Below are 14181 nucleotides of genomic sequence, written 5' to 3'. Positions count from 1 at the left end.
TGAGAGCGCGGGTCAGCTCACGCTGACCGCGCTCCAGGCCGAGGCGACGGCGCTGTGCTGCGCGCTGCCGGTGCCGTAGAGGTCCGCGGCCGCGCTGAGCGTGGCGGTGCGGGCCTGGGCGTAGGTGGTGCCGGAGGTCATGTAGACGTCCAGGGCACGGAACCAGATCTTCTGCGCCGCGTCGCGGCCGATGCCGGTGACCGTGGAGCCGTTGCAGGTCGACGAGCTGTGCGCGACCCCGCCGATGGTCTTGGCGCCGGAGCCCTCCGCCAGCAGGTAGAAGAAGTGGTTTGCGACGCCGGAGGAGTAGTGCACGTCGAGGTCCTTGGTGCCGGCGCTGTAGCAGTTGGGCGAGCTGCCGTCGGCGATCGGGTCGTCCATCCGACGGAAGCCCCGGTGGCTGGCGAGGTCGAACTCCTCGCCGATCAGGTAGTCGCCCGGGTCGCCGGCGTTGGCGGCGTAGAACTCCACCATCGTCCCGAAGATGTCGGAGGTGGCCTCGTTGAGGCCGCCGGACTCGCCCGAGTAGGTCAGGCCGGCGGTGTTCTCCGTGACGCCGTGGCTCATCTCGTGCCCGGCGACGTCGAGGGAGACCAGCGGCCCGAACTCGGTGCCGTCACCGTCGCCGTAGGTCATCTTGGTGCCGTCCCAGAAGGCGTTGACGTAGCCCTTGCCGTAGTGGACCCGGCTCGGCGCGCCGGTGCCGTTGCCGAAGATGCCGTTGCGGCCGTGGACCAGCTTGAAGTAGTCGAAGGTCACCGCGCCGCCGTAGTGGGCGTCGACGGCCGCGGACTCGCGGTTGGCGTTGGTGCCGTTGCCGAACGACGTGTCGGGGCTGGAGTAGGCGACGCCGTTGCTGCAGCCGGCGCCGAAGAGCTGGCAGAGGATCGAGTCCTCCTTGTTCTGCATGTCGGTCGTCGTGGCGTTGCCACGCGTGGCGTCGGTCAGCCGGTAGGCCGAGCCGGACTGGGTGACCTTGAGGGGGACGGTGCCGCTGTAGAGCGACTGGCCGGAGCCATCGGCGGTCTGCACGCGCTCCTCGCGCCGCAGGACCGCGCCGCTGCGGGCGTCGACGTACGTCGCCAGCCGGCTGGGCGTCCCGTCGGCGTGGCGGCCGAGCGTCGTGACCTCCCAGGCCAGGCGGGGGGCGCCGGCGAGGGCGTCGACGACCAGGCGGGGCGCCTTGCCCGCGCGCAGGTCGCGGATGCCCTGGACGGCCTTGGTGGGCCGCAGCGCCTTGTCCTGGGCGGCGGCCCGGGCCACGGTGGGCGTCGTGGCGACGTCCAGCGGCGCCCTCAGCGTCTGGCTGACGCCCTCCCAGCCGGCGGCGGGCCCGCGGTGGACGACCAGGTCGCCGCCGAGCACCGGCAGACCGGCGTAGGTGCGGTCCATGCGCACGTGGGTGCTGCCGTCGCGGTCGACGGTGGTGGCGCCCGGGACGAGCTCCTGCTCGGCCGAGGGGAGCGCCGCGGCGGGGTGGCGGCGCAGCGCCTCCAGGGCGGTGGCGGCGGGGTCGGTGCGCTCGCCCGCTCCGGGGGCGCTGGCGGCCGGGGAGACCTGGACGCCGAGGGTGCCGGCGGCCAGGACCGCCGCTGCGGCGAGACCGAGTGTGTGACGCATGCTGTCCTCTCTGCGACGTCCCCGAGTGGGCGTCCCGCTAGGACCCTCGCGCATCGGCCCGCGCCTGCGCACGGGTCCGACTGGTGCACGTGTGTGCACTGCAGAAAGTTGCAGAAGCGGCGGGAGCCCTCAGCCGAGGTCGAGGAAGTGCTCGAGCCCCACGGTCAGGCCGGGGTGGGCAGCGACCTGGCGCACGCCGGTGAGCACGCCGGGCGTGAACGAGGCCCGGTCCATCGAGTCGTGGCGGATCGTGAGGGTCTCCCCCACTCCTCCGAGCAGCACCTCCTGGTGGGCGACCAGGCCGCGCAGGCGCAGCGCGTGGACGCGGACGCCCTCGACGTCGGCGCCGCGGGCGCCGTCCAGGGCGGTGGACGTCGCGTCGGGCGAGGGCGCGACGCCGGCCTCGCGGCGCGCGGCGGCCACCAGCTCCGCCGTACGGCGTGCGGTGCCGGAGGGAGCGTCGGCCTTGTCGGGGTGGTGCAGCTCGGTGATCTCGACCGACTCGTAGAACGGCGCGGCGACGGCGGCGAAGCGCATCATCAGGATCGCGCCGATGGAGAAGTTGGGGGCGATGAGGATCCCGACGCCGGGAGCGCCGGCCAGGCGCTCACGGAGCACGGAGAGCCGGGCGTCGTCGAAGCCGGTGGTGCCGACCACGGCGTGCAGGCCGTGGTCGACGCAGAAGGCGAGGTTGTCCATCACCACGTCGGGGTGGGTGAAGTCCACGACGACCTCGGCGCGCCCGTCGACGAGCGCGGTGATGTCGTCGCCCTGGTCGACGGCGGCGACCAGCTCGGTGTCGGCGGCGGACTCGATCGCGGCGCAGACCTCGGCGCCCACCTTGCCCCGCGCCCCCAGCACGCCCACCCTGATCGTCGTCGCCACGCGAGCAATCTAGCGTGACGCCCGGGCGTCCCCTGCGCGCAGGCATCCGCATCTGGCAGGCTGGAGCCATGGCTGCGAACACGATCCCCGCGCGCATCCGGTGGGCGGTGGAGTTCATGGACCTCCAGCCGGCCGACCACGTCCTCGAGATCGGGTGCGGGCCCGGCGCTGCCGCGGAGCTGATCTGCGCCAAGCTCGAGAGCGGCAAGCTCTTCGCCATCGACCGCTCGGAGTCCGGGGTCGACCGCACGAAGCGCCGCAACGCCGCGCACGTCGAGTCCGGCCGGCTGACGGTGCGTCAGATCGACCTCGCGACGCTGCGGGTGCCGGTGAAGCGGCTGACCAAGGTCTTCTCCTTCAACGTCAACCTGTTCTGGGTGCGCGACTGCGCCGACGAGGTCGCGCTGCTCCACGAGCGGGTGCTGCCCGGTGGCGCGGTCTACCTCTTCTACGAGACCACCGCCCCGCAGGACGTGCCGCGCGTGGTCGAGCGGGCCTCCGCCGCGCTCGCCGGAGGCGGGTTCCGGGTGTCGGTCATCGACCAGAAGCAGCCCGCGGTCGTCGGCATCATCGGTCGTCGATAAGGCTTCAGCCTTATGACTGCTCGACATTAGGTTATTGCCTAATGTAACGTAGTCATCAGGCAGGAGCCTGGATCGCGAAGGGAGGCGTCATGCTCGCAGTGCTGACGGCCGACCAGCAGCACAGCCGCACCGGCCCCGACCGCGTGCCCGACACCCTCGACCGGCTCGCCGGGGTCCCCCAGCTGCGCGGGTTCGAGCGCACGGCCGGCGACGAGTTCCAGGGCGTGCTGGACGACCCCGCCGCGCTGGCGCGCGCGCTCGAGCTGCTGCTGCGCTCCGGGGAGTGGAACGTCGGGCTCGGCTTCGGCCCCGTCGACCTGCCCCTGCCCCCCTCCACCCGGGCCGGCTCGGGTCCGGCCTTCCTGCACGCGCGCGAGGCCGTGACCGCGGCCAAGTCCAGCCCGTGGCGCTTGCGGGTCGTCGACGGGACCGGGGCCGGCCCGGCCCGGGCGCTCGAGACGACGCTGTGGCTGTGGGCCGCCGTGCTGGCCCGCCGGACGCCCCGCGGGTGGGAGGTCGCCGAGCTCGTCGACGCCGGCGGGCTCTCCTACGAGGAGGCCGGGCGTCGCCTCGGCATCACCCAGTCGGCGGTCAGCCAGCGGGCGCAGGCGGCCGGCATCGTGGAGGGCCGGCGCGCCCGCGAGCTCGTCACCTACCTCGCCACCCAGCTCATCGACCCCCCGGGAGACCACCATGACGCCTGAGGAGACCGGCGCGCTCGTGCTCGCCCTGCTGGGCGCCGGCGTCGTCGCCGCGGCCCTCGGCTGGACGGTCGCCGGACGCACGATCTGGCCGCCGTCCTCGCTGGCCGTGCTGGCCGCCGCGCTCGCGACCGCCGTACCGGCGCACGTGGAGGAGCAGACGCCGGTCGCGATCGCGATGGCACTCGCCGCGCTGCTCGCCGTCGCCGGTGGCGGCCCCGTGACCGCCTGGGTCTTCGCCTTCGTCGACCGCCACGACGCCCCGGGCCGCTCGGGCATGGCGCAGGCCGCCACCGTCCTGCGCGGGGGCGCCTGGATCGGCGGCCTCGAGCGGGCCGCCATCACCGCCAGCCTGCTCGCCGGGTGGCCCGAGGGCGTCGCGATCTCGCTCGCGCTCAAGGGCCTGGGCCGCTACCCCGAGCTGCGCAACCAGGACAACACCGGCACCGCCGAGCGCTTCATCATCGGCACCTTCACCAGCGTGCTGTGGGCCGCCGCCTGCGCCGGGGTCGTCCTGCTGGCGACGTAGGTCGGCCTCGACCGGAGGTTCTGGGCCAGAACTGTCGCTTCTGGGGCGGAGTTCTGGCCCAGAACGTCAGGTTTTTCAGCAGATGCTGAAAAACCTGCTCGCTACGCCGGCCCGACGACCGCGAGGATCTCCGGCTGCGCGAACACGTGGGCGGCGACGGCGCGGACGTCCTCGAGGGTGACCGCCTCGATGCGGGCGAGCACGTCGTCGATGCCGAGCAGCTCGTCGTGGACGAGCTCGGCCTTGCCCAGGCGCGACATCCGCGAGCCCGAGTCCTCGAGACCGAGGACCAGGCCGCCGCGCAGCTGGCCCTTGCCGCGGGCGAGCTCCTCGGCGGTGATGCCGTCGGCGGCGACCTTGGCCAGCTCGGCGCGCACGACCGCGAGGACGTCGTCGAGCTTGGCCGGCAGGCAGCCGACCGAGACCCCGACGACGCCGGAGTCGGCGTGGTTGCTGGCGAAGGAGAACACCGAGTAGGCCAGCCCGCGCTGCTCGCGGACCTCCTGGAAGAGCCGGCTGGACGTGCCGCCGCCCAGGGCGGTGTTGAGCACGCCGAGGGCGAAGCGCCGCTCGTCGCTGCGCGCCAGCCCCTGCATGCCGAGCACGAGGTTGACCTGCTCGAAGGGCCGGGTTGCGGTGACGGTGCCCGGTTGCACGCGCGTCGTACGGCGTGAGGTGCGCGGCGGCGCGGGGGTGGCGTCGCCGCTCAGGAAGTCGTTGCGCGCGAAGGAGCGGCGCACCTGCCGCACGACGGCCGCGTGGTCGAGGTTCCCGGCGACCGCGACGACCATGTTCTGGGCGCGGTAGTGGCGCCGGTAGAAGCGCACGATCTGGGTGCGGGTGAGGGCCTCGATGGACTCGACCGAGCCCGCGATGGGCCGACCGAGCGGGGAGCCGCTCCCCCACGCCTGCTCGGCGAAGAGGTTGTGGACCACGTCGTCGGGATCGTCGTCGTGCATCGCGATCTCGTCGAGGATGACGTCGCGCTCGGCCTCGACGTCCTCCTCGGTGATCCGCGAGCCGGTGATCATGTCGCCGAGCACGTCCACGGCCAGCGGCAGGTCCTCGTCGAGGACGCGCGCGTGGAAGCAGGTGTACTCCTTGGCGGTGAAGGCGTTGAACTCCCCGCCCACCGCGTCGAGCGCGATCGAGATGTCGAGCGCCGAGCGCTCGGACGTGCCCTTGAAGAGCAGGTGCTCGAGGAAGTGCGAGGCCCCGTGGAGCTGGGAGGTCTCGTCGCGCGAGCCGATGCCGACCCAGACCCCGATGCTGGCCGAGCGGGCGCCGGCGAGCTGCTCGGTGACGACGCGGAGGCCGCCGGGCAGGACGGTACGGCGCACGCGCGAGGTGACCTGCCCCTCGGCGTCGCGCACCGTCTGCAGGGTGCGGGTCGAGCCGACCGGCTGCGCGCCGGCGGCCCGGCCCGCACCCCGAGAAGGCGTCGACCCGCCCGAGAGGCTCGGGCGGGTCGACTGTGGAGCGTCGGTCACTCGGAGTCCGAGACCCCGGCGTCCGCGGTCGCGTCGGACGCGGCGTCGTCGCCGGCCTCCTCGACCACGGGGATGAGCGACAGCTTGCCGCGGTCGTCGACCTCGGCGATCTCGACCTGGACCTTCTGGCCCACCGACAGGACGTCCTCGACGGCCTCGACGCGCTTGCCGCCGGCCAGGCCACGCAGCTTGCTGATGTGCAGCAGGCCGTCCTTGCCGGGCATCAGCGAGACGAACGCACCGAAGTTGGTCGTCTTGACGACCGTGCCGAGGTAGCGCTCGCCGACCTCGGGCAGGGTCGGGTTGGCGATCGCGTTGACGGCCTGGCGGGCGGCCTCGGCGGCCTCGCCGTTGGTCGCACCGATGTAGATCGTGCCGTCGTCCTCGATGGACAGCGACGCGCCCGTGTCGTCCTGGATCTGGTTGATGATCTTGCCCTTCGGGCCGATGACCTCACCGATCTTGTCGACGGGGATGCGCACCGTGATGATGCGCGGCGCGTGCAGCGACATCTCCTCGGGGACGCTGATCTCCTCGTCCATGACCGCGAGGATCGCCGTACGGGCGTCCTTCGCCTGGGTCAGCGCGGCGGCCAGGACCTCGGCGGGGATGCCGTCGAGCTTGGTGTCGAGCTGGAGCGCGGTGACGAACTCCGGGGTGCCGGCGACCTTGAAGTCCATGTCGCCCATGGCGTCCTCGGCACCGAGGATGTCGGTCAGCGCGACGTACTCGGTCTTGCCGTCGACCTCACCGGAGATGAGGCCCATCGCGATGCCGGCGACGGGGGCCCGGAGCGGGACACCGGCCTGCAGCAGCGACAGGGTCGAGGCGCAGACCGAGCCCATCGATGTGGAGCCGTTGGAGCCCATGGCCTCGGAGAGCTGGCGGATCGCGTAGGGGAACTCCTCGCGCGTCGGCAGGACCGGCAGCAGCGCACGGCGCGCGAGCGCACCGTGGCCGACCTCGCGGCGCTTGGGCGAGCCCACGCGGCCGGTCTCGCCGGTGGAGAACGGCGGGAAGATGTACTTGTGCATGTAGCGGCGCGACTTCTCCGGGGAGAGCGTGTCCAGCTTCTGCTCCAGCGTCAGCATGTTGAGCGTGGTGACACCCAGGATCTGGGTCTCGCCGCGCTCGAACAGCGCCGAGCCGTGGACGCGCGGGATCACGCCGACCTCGGCGTGCAGCGGGCGGATGTCGGCCAGGCCGCGACCGTCCATGCGGACCTTGTCGCGCAGCACGCGGGCGCGCATGAGGGACTTCGTGACGGACTTGAAAGCCGCCCCGACCTCCTTCTCGCGACCCTCGAACTGCGAGCCGAGCTGGTCGAGCAGCGACGCCTTGACGGTGTCCAGCGCGGCCTCGCGCTCGAGCTTGTCGGCGATGACCAGCGCGGCGGTGGCGCCCTCGGAGGCCGCGGCCTCGACGGCGTCGTAGACGTCGTCCTCGTAGTCGAGGAAGACCGGGAAGTCCTGGACCGGCTTGGCGGCCTCCTTGGCCAGCTCGGCCTGGGCCTCGCACAGCTGCTTGATGAAGGGCTTCGCGGCGTCGAGGCCACCGGCCACGACCTCCTCGGTCGGCGCCTGCACGCCGCCCTGGACCAGGGTCCAGGTCTGCTCGGTGGCCTCGGCCTCGACCATCATGATCGCGACGTCGCCGGTGTCGGTGACGCGGCCGGCGACGACCATGTCGAAGACGGCGTTCTCGAGCTGGCTGTGGCTCGGGAAGGCGACCCACTGGCCCTCGATGAGGGCGACGCGGACGCCGCCGACCGGGCCGGAGAACGGCAGGCCGGAGAGCTGGGTGGAGAGCGACGCGGCGTTGATGGCCAGCACGTCGTAGGGGGCGTCGGGGTTGAGCGCCATGACCGTGATGACGACCTGGACCTCGTTGCGCAGACCCTTCTTGAAGGTCGGGCGCAGCGGGCGGTCGATGAGGCGGCAGGTGAGGATCGCGTCCTCGCCGGGACGACCCTCGCTGCGGAAGAACGAGCCGGGGATCTGGCCCGCGGCGTACATCCGCTCCTCGACGTCGATCGTCAGGGGGAAGAAGTCGAAGTGGTCCTTGGGGTGCTTGCCGGCCGTGGTGGCCGACAGCAGCATGGTGTCGTCGTCGAGGTAGGCGGTCACCGAACCGGCGGCCTGGCGGGCGAGGAGCCCGGTCTCGAACTTGACGGTGCGGGTGCCGAACTTGCCGTTGTCGAGAACGGTCTCGACGGCGGAGATGACGGGTTCTGTCACGTTGATCTTCCTGTTCGCGGCGCGATCCGCGACGTGCGCACGGTGCCTCGGCATCTGCCGGGGGCGGTGGCCGATCTTCGATCGAGACCCGCAGCAGTCCGGCGTACCGGACTCCTGAAGATCACTACCGAGGACCGGGCCTGCGGTGGCGCGGATCGCTCCTGTGATGGGTGTTCAGTTGTGGAACAGCCTGCAATGCAGAAGTTGGGACCCACCAGGTGGTGAGTCCCAACATCAGTCAGCGGCGCAGGCCGAGGCGCTCGACGATCGAGCGGTAGCGCTCGATCTCCGTCTTGCGCAGGTAGTTGAGCAGCCGCCGGCGCTGGCCGACGAGCAGCAGCAGACCACGACGGCTGTGGTGGTCGTGCTTGTGCGTCTTGAGGTGCTCGGTGAGGTGGGCGATGCGGTGGCTGAGCAGCGCGATCTGCACCTCCGGCGAACCAGTGTCGCCCTCGGTCGTGCCGTACTCGGCGATGATCTTCTTCTTCGTCGCTGCATCGGTTCCGATGGACATGCGGCTCCTTCTGGTTCACTCGTTGCGCGGCGCGCCGGGGCCTGTTCACCCGGGCACTCTCGTTCCGCGGCCGTTTCACGGCAGGGGTGTCGCCCTCAGGCAACCGAGGAAGCGTATCGCGCAGGCCGAGCAGGCCCCAAATGCGGTGGGCGGCGTCACTCCTCGTCGAGCTCGACGACGTCGTCCCACTCGCCGATCTCGGCCTTCGCCATCGCCTGCCCGACCTCCTCGGGCGACGGCACCTCCCCGTCGCCGTCGGTGAAGGTGGCGAGCAGCTCCAGGCCCAGCGTCCCGGCGGTGACCGACTCCAGCTCACCGTCGCGCGTCTCGACGACGTAGCCGTCGCCCTCGTCGCAGGAGACGGTGGAAGAGATGCCCTCGCTCGGCTCGCAGTCGGAGTCGTCGTCCAGCCTGACCTCGATCGTGACGTACGCCGCGTCGGAGTCGTCGCCGGGAGGGGACTCCTGCCGGTACCGCAGCTCGTAGCCCGTGACACCCACCGGTCCCCCGCCCTCCGCCCGGGTCCTGATCGGGCCCGAGTACCTGGCCTCCAGCCCCGCGATCTCCGGCACGAACGGCTCGAGACTGGCCGCCTCGAGAATGCGGGCGTCCGCGGCGTCGTCGCGCGCCTCGTGGACGAGCCCGCCCACGGTGCCGGCAGCGAAGAGGGTGAGGACGAAGGACCCCACTCCGAGGAACATCAGGGCGTCGTCGTCGCGACGCCAGGACAGGATCGCCACCGCGCCTGCGGCCGCGAGCGCCGCCGCCGGCACGCCGACCACGACGCTCACCTGGTTGTCGTTGCCGGGATCCCCCAGCAGGCCCACGAACGTGAGGCCGGCCAGCGTGACCAGGGCGAACACCGCTGCCGCCACGAGCACCGTCCCGAAAGGCCGGGGCACGCCACCGGCCTCCAGGAGCCGGCCGACCAGGGCCGTCAGGGCGACCGCTGCGATCACCCAGAGGAACAGCCAGCCTCCCGAGGACGCCCCGAGCGCGCCGCGCAGCGGGAACACCAGCGCCAGGGCGCACACCAGGGCACCCGCCAGCTGCAGCGCCGTCGTGTCGTCGAGCGTGCTGCGGTCGGGCTCGTGGTCTTGCTCGGACGTCATGCAGGCATGGTTCCTTGGACCGGGACGCCGAAACCTGGCGCCGGTCAGTCGTCCGTCAGGTCGACGATCTCCTGCCACCCGACCGTCTTCGCGTCGAGCAGCGCGCGCCCCACGTCGTCGGGCTCCGGCAGGTCGCCGTCGCCCTCCTCGATCGTGGCGACCAGTCGGATGTCGTCGCGGTCGACGACGACCGCCTCCGGCTGGCCGTCGCGGCTGACGACGACGTAGCCGCTGCCCTCGGTGCAGGTGTAGATGCCCGCGCTGTCGCAGGGCGCACCGTCGACCCAGCGCACCTCGACGTCCAGGGAGGCGTCGGAGAAGGACGGGGACTCCACCGACTCGTCCCGGTAGGTGAGGTGGTAGCCGTCGGGCCTCGGCCGGACGCCGGCCTGGGGCATGTCGTAGCTGGTCGCGCCGGTGTACTCCGCCCGCATCCCGTCGATCTTCGGGAGGTACGACGTCAGCCCGGTCGCCTCCAGCACCCGAATCTCGGCCACGTCGTCGCGGGCGCCGTCCAGGAGCCCGCCGAGGGGCCACGAGGCGACCAGCACCGCCACCAGCCCCATCATCCCGGCGCTGAGCGCGACTCCCTCGTCGCTGCCGCTGCGCCGCTGGATCACCGGGGTGGCCAGGGCCGCGACGGCGGCCGCCGGCACCCCGGCCAGCAGGCTCAGCTCGGCGTCCCCGTCCGGCAGGCCGAGCAGCGCGACCACCGTCACGGCGACGGTCGCAGCCGCACCGAACACCCCACCGGCCGCCAGGGCGGTCCCGACGGCGCGCGGCACGTCGATGAGCCGCAGCAGCAACCCGACCGCGCCGGCCAGGAGCGCGGCCGCGAGCAGCCACAGCAGCAGGTCCCTCTTCGACGTGGCGCCCAGCGCCCCGTGCAGGGGCAGGCTCAGCGCCAGGGCACACACGAGGGCGCCGAGCAGCTGGCGGGCCACCGCGTCGACGGGGTCACGCACAGGATCGTGGGAGGACATGGACCCAGCCTTCCGCCCCGTCGGCGGCCGAAACCTGGGTCTCAGGCCACGGTGACGGGGTGGCGCACCACCGCGTCGAAGAAGTAGCCGCCGTCGTTGTAGGGCGTGACCAGCGGCTGGCGGCGCCCGTGGGCATCCGTGGCACGCGCCAGGAGGTCGTGGCTGCCGGCCCGGGGCCGGTCCCAGACGTAGGACCACTGCGCCCAGGCTCCGTCGCGGCCTTGCGTGCGGTCGTGACCGTGTCCGTGTCCGTGTCCGTGGCCGTAGCCGTGCCCGGAGCGCGCGGCGGGGTGCCAGGTGACGCCGCCGTCGGTGCTGACCTCGACCCGGGTCACCGGGCCGGCCCCGCTCCAGGAGCGACCGGTCAGCACGACCCGGCGGCCGGCCTCGAGCTCGGCACCCCAGGGCAGCTCCCACGCCGACCGCACCGGGTTGACGGTCAGCGGCGGCGCGTCGGTCGGGTAGTCGCCGCCGGTCATCCGGTACCACTTGGTGTTCCACGGCGAGGTGAGCTCGCTGCGCGAGACCTCGAGCGAGCCCAGCCACTTGATGCTGGCGATGCCGACCCAGCCCGGGAGCACGAGGCGCAGCGGGTAGCCGTGGTCGGGCAGCAGGTCCTCGCCGTTCGCGCCCCACGCGAGGATCGCGTCGTCCAGGGCCTTGGCGATCGGGAAGGGGCGGCGCACGCGGCCGTAGTCGACGCCTCCGGAGACGTAGGGGTCGTCGAGGCCGGTGGCCTGCACCGAGACCGCGCGGTGGCCCAGCCCGACGCGGCGCAGCACGTCGGAGAGCCGGACGCCGGTCCAGGTCACGGCGCCCACGGCCCCCAGCGACCAGGCCGTCCCCGCCGCGGGCGTGCCCTGCTGGCGGGCGAAGAAGCTGCGCCCGTTGCCGGTGCACTCGTGCACGGAGGTGAGGTGGGTGACGGGCAGGCGCCGCAGGTCGCGCCAGCCCAGCTCGACGGCCGCGCCTTCGCTGCGTGGGCGGGCGAGGCCGTCCCCGAAGAGCCGCAGCACGTAGTCGTCGCGGTCGATGACCGGCGTGCGCGTGTGGTTGCGCACGAAGAGGCGGGACTGCTCGGTGAGCCGGCGCCGGGGGTCGACTGCGTCCCAGCGCATCTCCGCGTTGGTCCCGAAGTCCACGAACTGCTCGGGCGGCAGCGGCTTGAGGATCGGCCCGCCCGGGGCCACGACGCGCGCCGTCGCCGGGGCGGCCAGCGGCCCGAGGGTGGCCACCGCGCCTGCGGCGACCGTGGTGGACAGGACGGTGCGGCGGGTGGCTCCCGAGACGGTGCGCGACATAGTGGCAACGTAACACAAGTGACTTACAAGACTTAGGGATCGCCGGCGTGTCCCCGATCCGTGGCACGATGCCGCACGTGGGCCTCCTGAGCGCGTCACCCGTCCCCTCCGACTACACCGGGACGCGCCTCGCGGCGTGCAACCTGTGCGAGGCGATCTGCGGGCTGGAGCTCACCATCGAACGCGGCGCCGTCACCGCCGTGCGCGGCAACGACGCCGATCCCCTCTCGCGCGGCCACGTCTGTCCCAAGGGCGTGTCCATCGCCGACGTCTACACCGACCCCGACCGGCTGCGGCGTCCCGTGCGCCGCGTCGGCGAGGAGTGGGTGGAGATGGGGTGGGACGAGGCCCTCGACCTGGTGGCCGACCGGCTCGCCGCGACCATCACCGAGCACGGCCGCCACGCGGTGGGCGTCTACCTCGGCAACCCGAGCGCCCACTCGCTGGGCTCCTCCACCCACGGCACGGCGTTCGTGCGGTCGCTGCGCACGCGCAACCGCTTCAGCGCCTCCTCGGTCGACCAGGTCCCCCACCAGCTCGTGTCGTGGCTCCTCTACGGCCACCAGCTGCTCGTGCCCGTGCCCGACCTGGACCGCACGTCGTACTTCCTGGTGGTGGGCGCCAACCCGATGGCCTCCAACGGCTCGCTCATGACCGTGCCCGACTTCCCCCAGCGGCTGCGCGACCTCAAGGCCCGGGGTGGCCGGATGGTGGTCCTCGACCCGCGGCGCACCGAGACCGCCAAGGTCGCCACCGAGCACCACTTCGTCCGTCCCGGCAGCGACGCCGCCGTGCTGCTGGCGATGGTGCACGTGCTCCTCGCCGAGGGGCTGACCAGGCCGGCGTCCTACGTCGACGACATCGCGCTGCTCGAGGCGGCCGTCGCCGACTTCACCCCCGAGCGGGCCGAGGCGACCAGCGGCGTGCCGGCCGAGGTGGTGCGCCGCATCGCGCGCGACCTCGCCGCCGCCGACGGCGCCGCCGCCTACGGACGCGTCGGCGTCTCCACCCACGGCTTCGGCTCGGTCTGCCAGTGGGCCATCCAGTGCCTCAACATCCTCACCGGCAACCTCGACCGCGAGGGCGGCGTGCTCTTCCCCGAGCCGGCCGTCGACATCGTCGGGCGCCGCATCATCGGGCCCGGACACTTCGACGCGTGGCGCAGCCGGGTGCGCGACAGCCCGGAGTTCGGCGGCGAGCTGCCGGTGTCGGTGCTGCGCGAGGAGATCGAGACGCCCGGCGAGGGACAGGTCCGGGCGATGGTGACGATGGCCGGCAACCCCGTGCTCTCCACCCCCGACGGCAGGAGCCTGTCGCGGGCCCTGGAGGGGCTGGACTTCATGGTCTCGGTCGACTTCTACGTCAACGAGACGACCCGCCACGCCGACGTCATCCTGCCGCCCACCTCCGCGCTGGAGCGCGACCAGTACGACCTGGTCTTCCACAACTTCGCCGTCCGCAACACCGCCCGCTACACGCCGCCGGTCTTCGCCAAGGACGCCGACCAGCGCCACGACTGGCAGATCTTCGCGGGGCTCGCGACCCGGCTGGGCCACCGGCTCGGCGCGCGGCTCCCCCTGCGCGCCCGCCTGACGGCCAGGGCGCGGCTCGCCGCCTCGCCCGCCACCGTGCTCACCGGCCTGCTCGCGACCGGCCGCCGGGTGTCCATGCGCCGCCTGCGCGCCCACCCCGAGGGCGTCGACCTCGGCCCGCTGCGCCCGACGCTGCCCGGCCGGCTCCAGACCGCCGACCACCGGCTCCACCTCGCCCCGGCGCTGCTGGTCGGCGACCTCGACCGGCTGCGGGCCGCCCTCGCGGCGACCGCCGTACCGGACGGTGAGCTGCTGCTGATCGGGCGGCGACACCAGCGCGACAACAACTCCTGGATGCACAACACCCCGCGCCTGACCCGGGGCCGGCCCCGTCACCACCTGCTCATGCACCCCGACGACCTCGCCGAGCGAGGCATCGCCGACGGCGCCCGGGTCACCGTCACCTCCCGGGTGGGGGCCGTCGAGGTCGAGGCGAGCGCCTCGGAGGACCTGATGCCGGGCGTGGTGTCGCTCCCCCACGGCTACGGCCACCAGGTCGCCGGGACCCGCCTGCGCCACGCCAGCGGCGTCGCGGGGGTGTCGATCAACGACCTCACCGACCCCGCGCTGCTGGACCTGTCCGGCAACGCCGCGCTCACCGGCGTCCCGGTGAGCGTGGCGCCGGCCTGAGGC

The 14181-nt window shown here is 72.9% G+C and carries 12 protein-coding genes; 4 read left to right on the top strand and 8 right to left on the bottom strand.

The features are described from left to right. Nucleotides 1–12 precede the first annotated feature (12 nt). Nucleotides 13–1620: a M4 family metallopeptidase gene (locus E4622_RS03650; RefSeq protein ID WP_134738697.1), complete on the bottom strand. Its 1608-nt coding sequence runs from the start codon at nucleotides 1618–1620 to the stop codon at nucleotides 13–15. A 129-nt stretch (nucleotides 1621–1749) separates the two neighbouring features. After that, nucleotides 1750–2505, bottom strand: a complete 756-nt coding sequence (gene dapB / locus E4622_RS03645; RefSeq protein ID WP_209021770.1) for a 4-hydroxy-tetrahydrodipicolinate reductase — start codon at nucleotides 2503–2505, stop codon at nucleotides 1750–1752. A gap of 68 nt (nucleotides 2506–2573) precedes the next feature. Between dapB and E4622_RS03640 the strand changes: the two genes are divergently transcribed. From E4622_RS03640 to E4622_RS03630, 3 genes are all read left to right on the top strand, one after another. Then, nucleotides 2574–3089, top strand: coding sequence for a class I SAM-dependent methyltransferase (locus E4622_RS03640; protein ID WP_134738696.1), 516 nt, complete (start codon nucleotides 2574–2576; stop codon nucleotides 3087–3089). A gap of 89 nt (nucleotides 3090–3178) precedes the next feature. Beyond that, nucleotides 3179–3793 (top strand): transposase, encoded by a 615-nt coding sequence (locus E4622_RS03635; protein WP_134738695.1) that lies wholly within the window; start codon nucleotides 3179–3181, stop codon nucleotides 3791–3793. Beyond that, the gene (locus tag E4622_RS03630; protein ID WP_134738694.1) at nucleotides 3783–4319 is read left to right on the top strand and encodes a hypothetical protein; all 537 of its coding nucleotides are present in this window, start codon (nucleotides 3783–3785) and stop codon (nucleotides 4317–4319) included. The genes E4622_RS03635 and E4622_RS03630 overlap by 11 nt, the downstream gene beginning before the upstream one ends. Before the next feature lie 101 nt (nucleotides 4320–4420). On the opposite strand, the gene E4622_RS03625 is transcribed toward E4622_RS03630, so the two are convergent. The 6 genes from E4622_RS03625 to E4622_RS03600 form a co-directional block, all read right to left on the bottom strand. Next, the gene (locus tag E4622_RS03625) at nucleotides 4421–5692 is read right to left on the bottom strand and encodes a pitrilysin family protein (RefSeq protein ID WP_245155866.1); all 1272 of its coding nucleotides are present in this window, start codon (nucleotides 5690–5692) and stop codon (nucleotides 4421–4423) included. A gap of 113 nt (nucleotides 5693–5805) precedes the next feature. Continuing rightward, entirely contained in the window at nucleotides 5806–8046 is a 2241-nt protein-coding gene (locus tag E4622_RS03620; RefSeq protein ID WP_134738692.1) for a polyribonucleotide nucleotidyltransferase, read from the bottom strand. 238 nt (nucleotides 8047–8284) lie between these two features. Beyond that, complete coding sequence (rpsO, locus tag E4622_RS03615) at nucleotides 8285–8560, bottom strand: 30S ribosomal protein S15 (RefSeq protein ID WP_134738691.1); 276 nt, start codon at nucleotides 8558–8560, stop codon at nucleotides 8285–8287. Between the two features lie 155 nt (nucleotides 8561–8715). Continuing rightward, nucleotides 8716–9672, bottom strand: a complete 957-nt coding sequence (locus E4622_RS03610) for a hypothetical protein (RefSeq protein ID WP_134738690.1) — start codon at nucleotides 9670–9672, stop codon at nucleotides 8716–8718. 44 nt (nucleotides 9673–9716) lie between these two features. After that, nucleotides 9717–10655 carry a hypothetical protein gene (locus tag E4622_RS03605; protein WP_134738689.1) on the bottom strand — a complete coding sequence of 313 codons (939 nt, stop codon included), beginning with the start codon at nucleotides 10653–10655 and terminating at the stop codon, nucleotides 9717–9719. A 41-nt stretch (nucleotides 10656–10696) separates the two neighbouring features. Beyond that, nucleotides 10697–11956 carry a molybdopterin-dependent oxidoreductase gene (locus E4622_RS03600; protein ID WP_134738688.1) on the bottom strand — a complete coding sequence of 420 codons (1260 nt, stop codon included), beginning with the start codon at nucleotides 11954–11956 and terminating at the stop codon, nucleotides 10697–10699. Nucleotides 11957–12003: 47 nt separating this feature from the next. Between E4622_RS03600 and E4622_RS03595 the strand changes: the two genes are divergently transcribed. Further along, nucleotides 12004–14178, top strand: a complete 2175-nt coding sequence (locus E4622_RS03595) for a molybdopterin-dependent oxidoreductase (protein WP_245155865.1) — start codon at nucleotides 12004–12006, stop codon at nucleotides 14176–14178. Nucleotides 14179–14181 lie beyond the last annotated feature (3 nt).

It is taken from the genome of Nocardioides sp. 503 (assembly GCF_004522095.1).
In the GTDB taxonomy this organism is placed as follows: domain Bacteria; phylum Actinomycetota; class Actinomycetes; order Propionibacteriales; family Nocardioidaceae; genus Nocardioides.
Note: the sequence above shows the minus strand (reverse complement) of the source record. Positions and strands in the feature narration are given on the sequence as shown.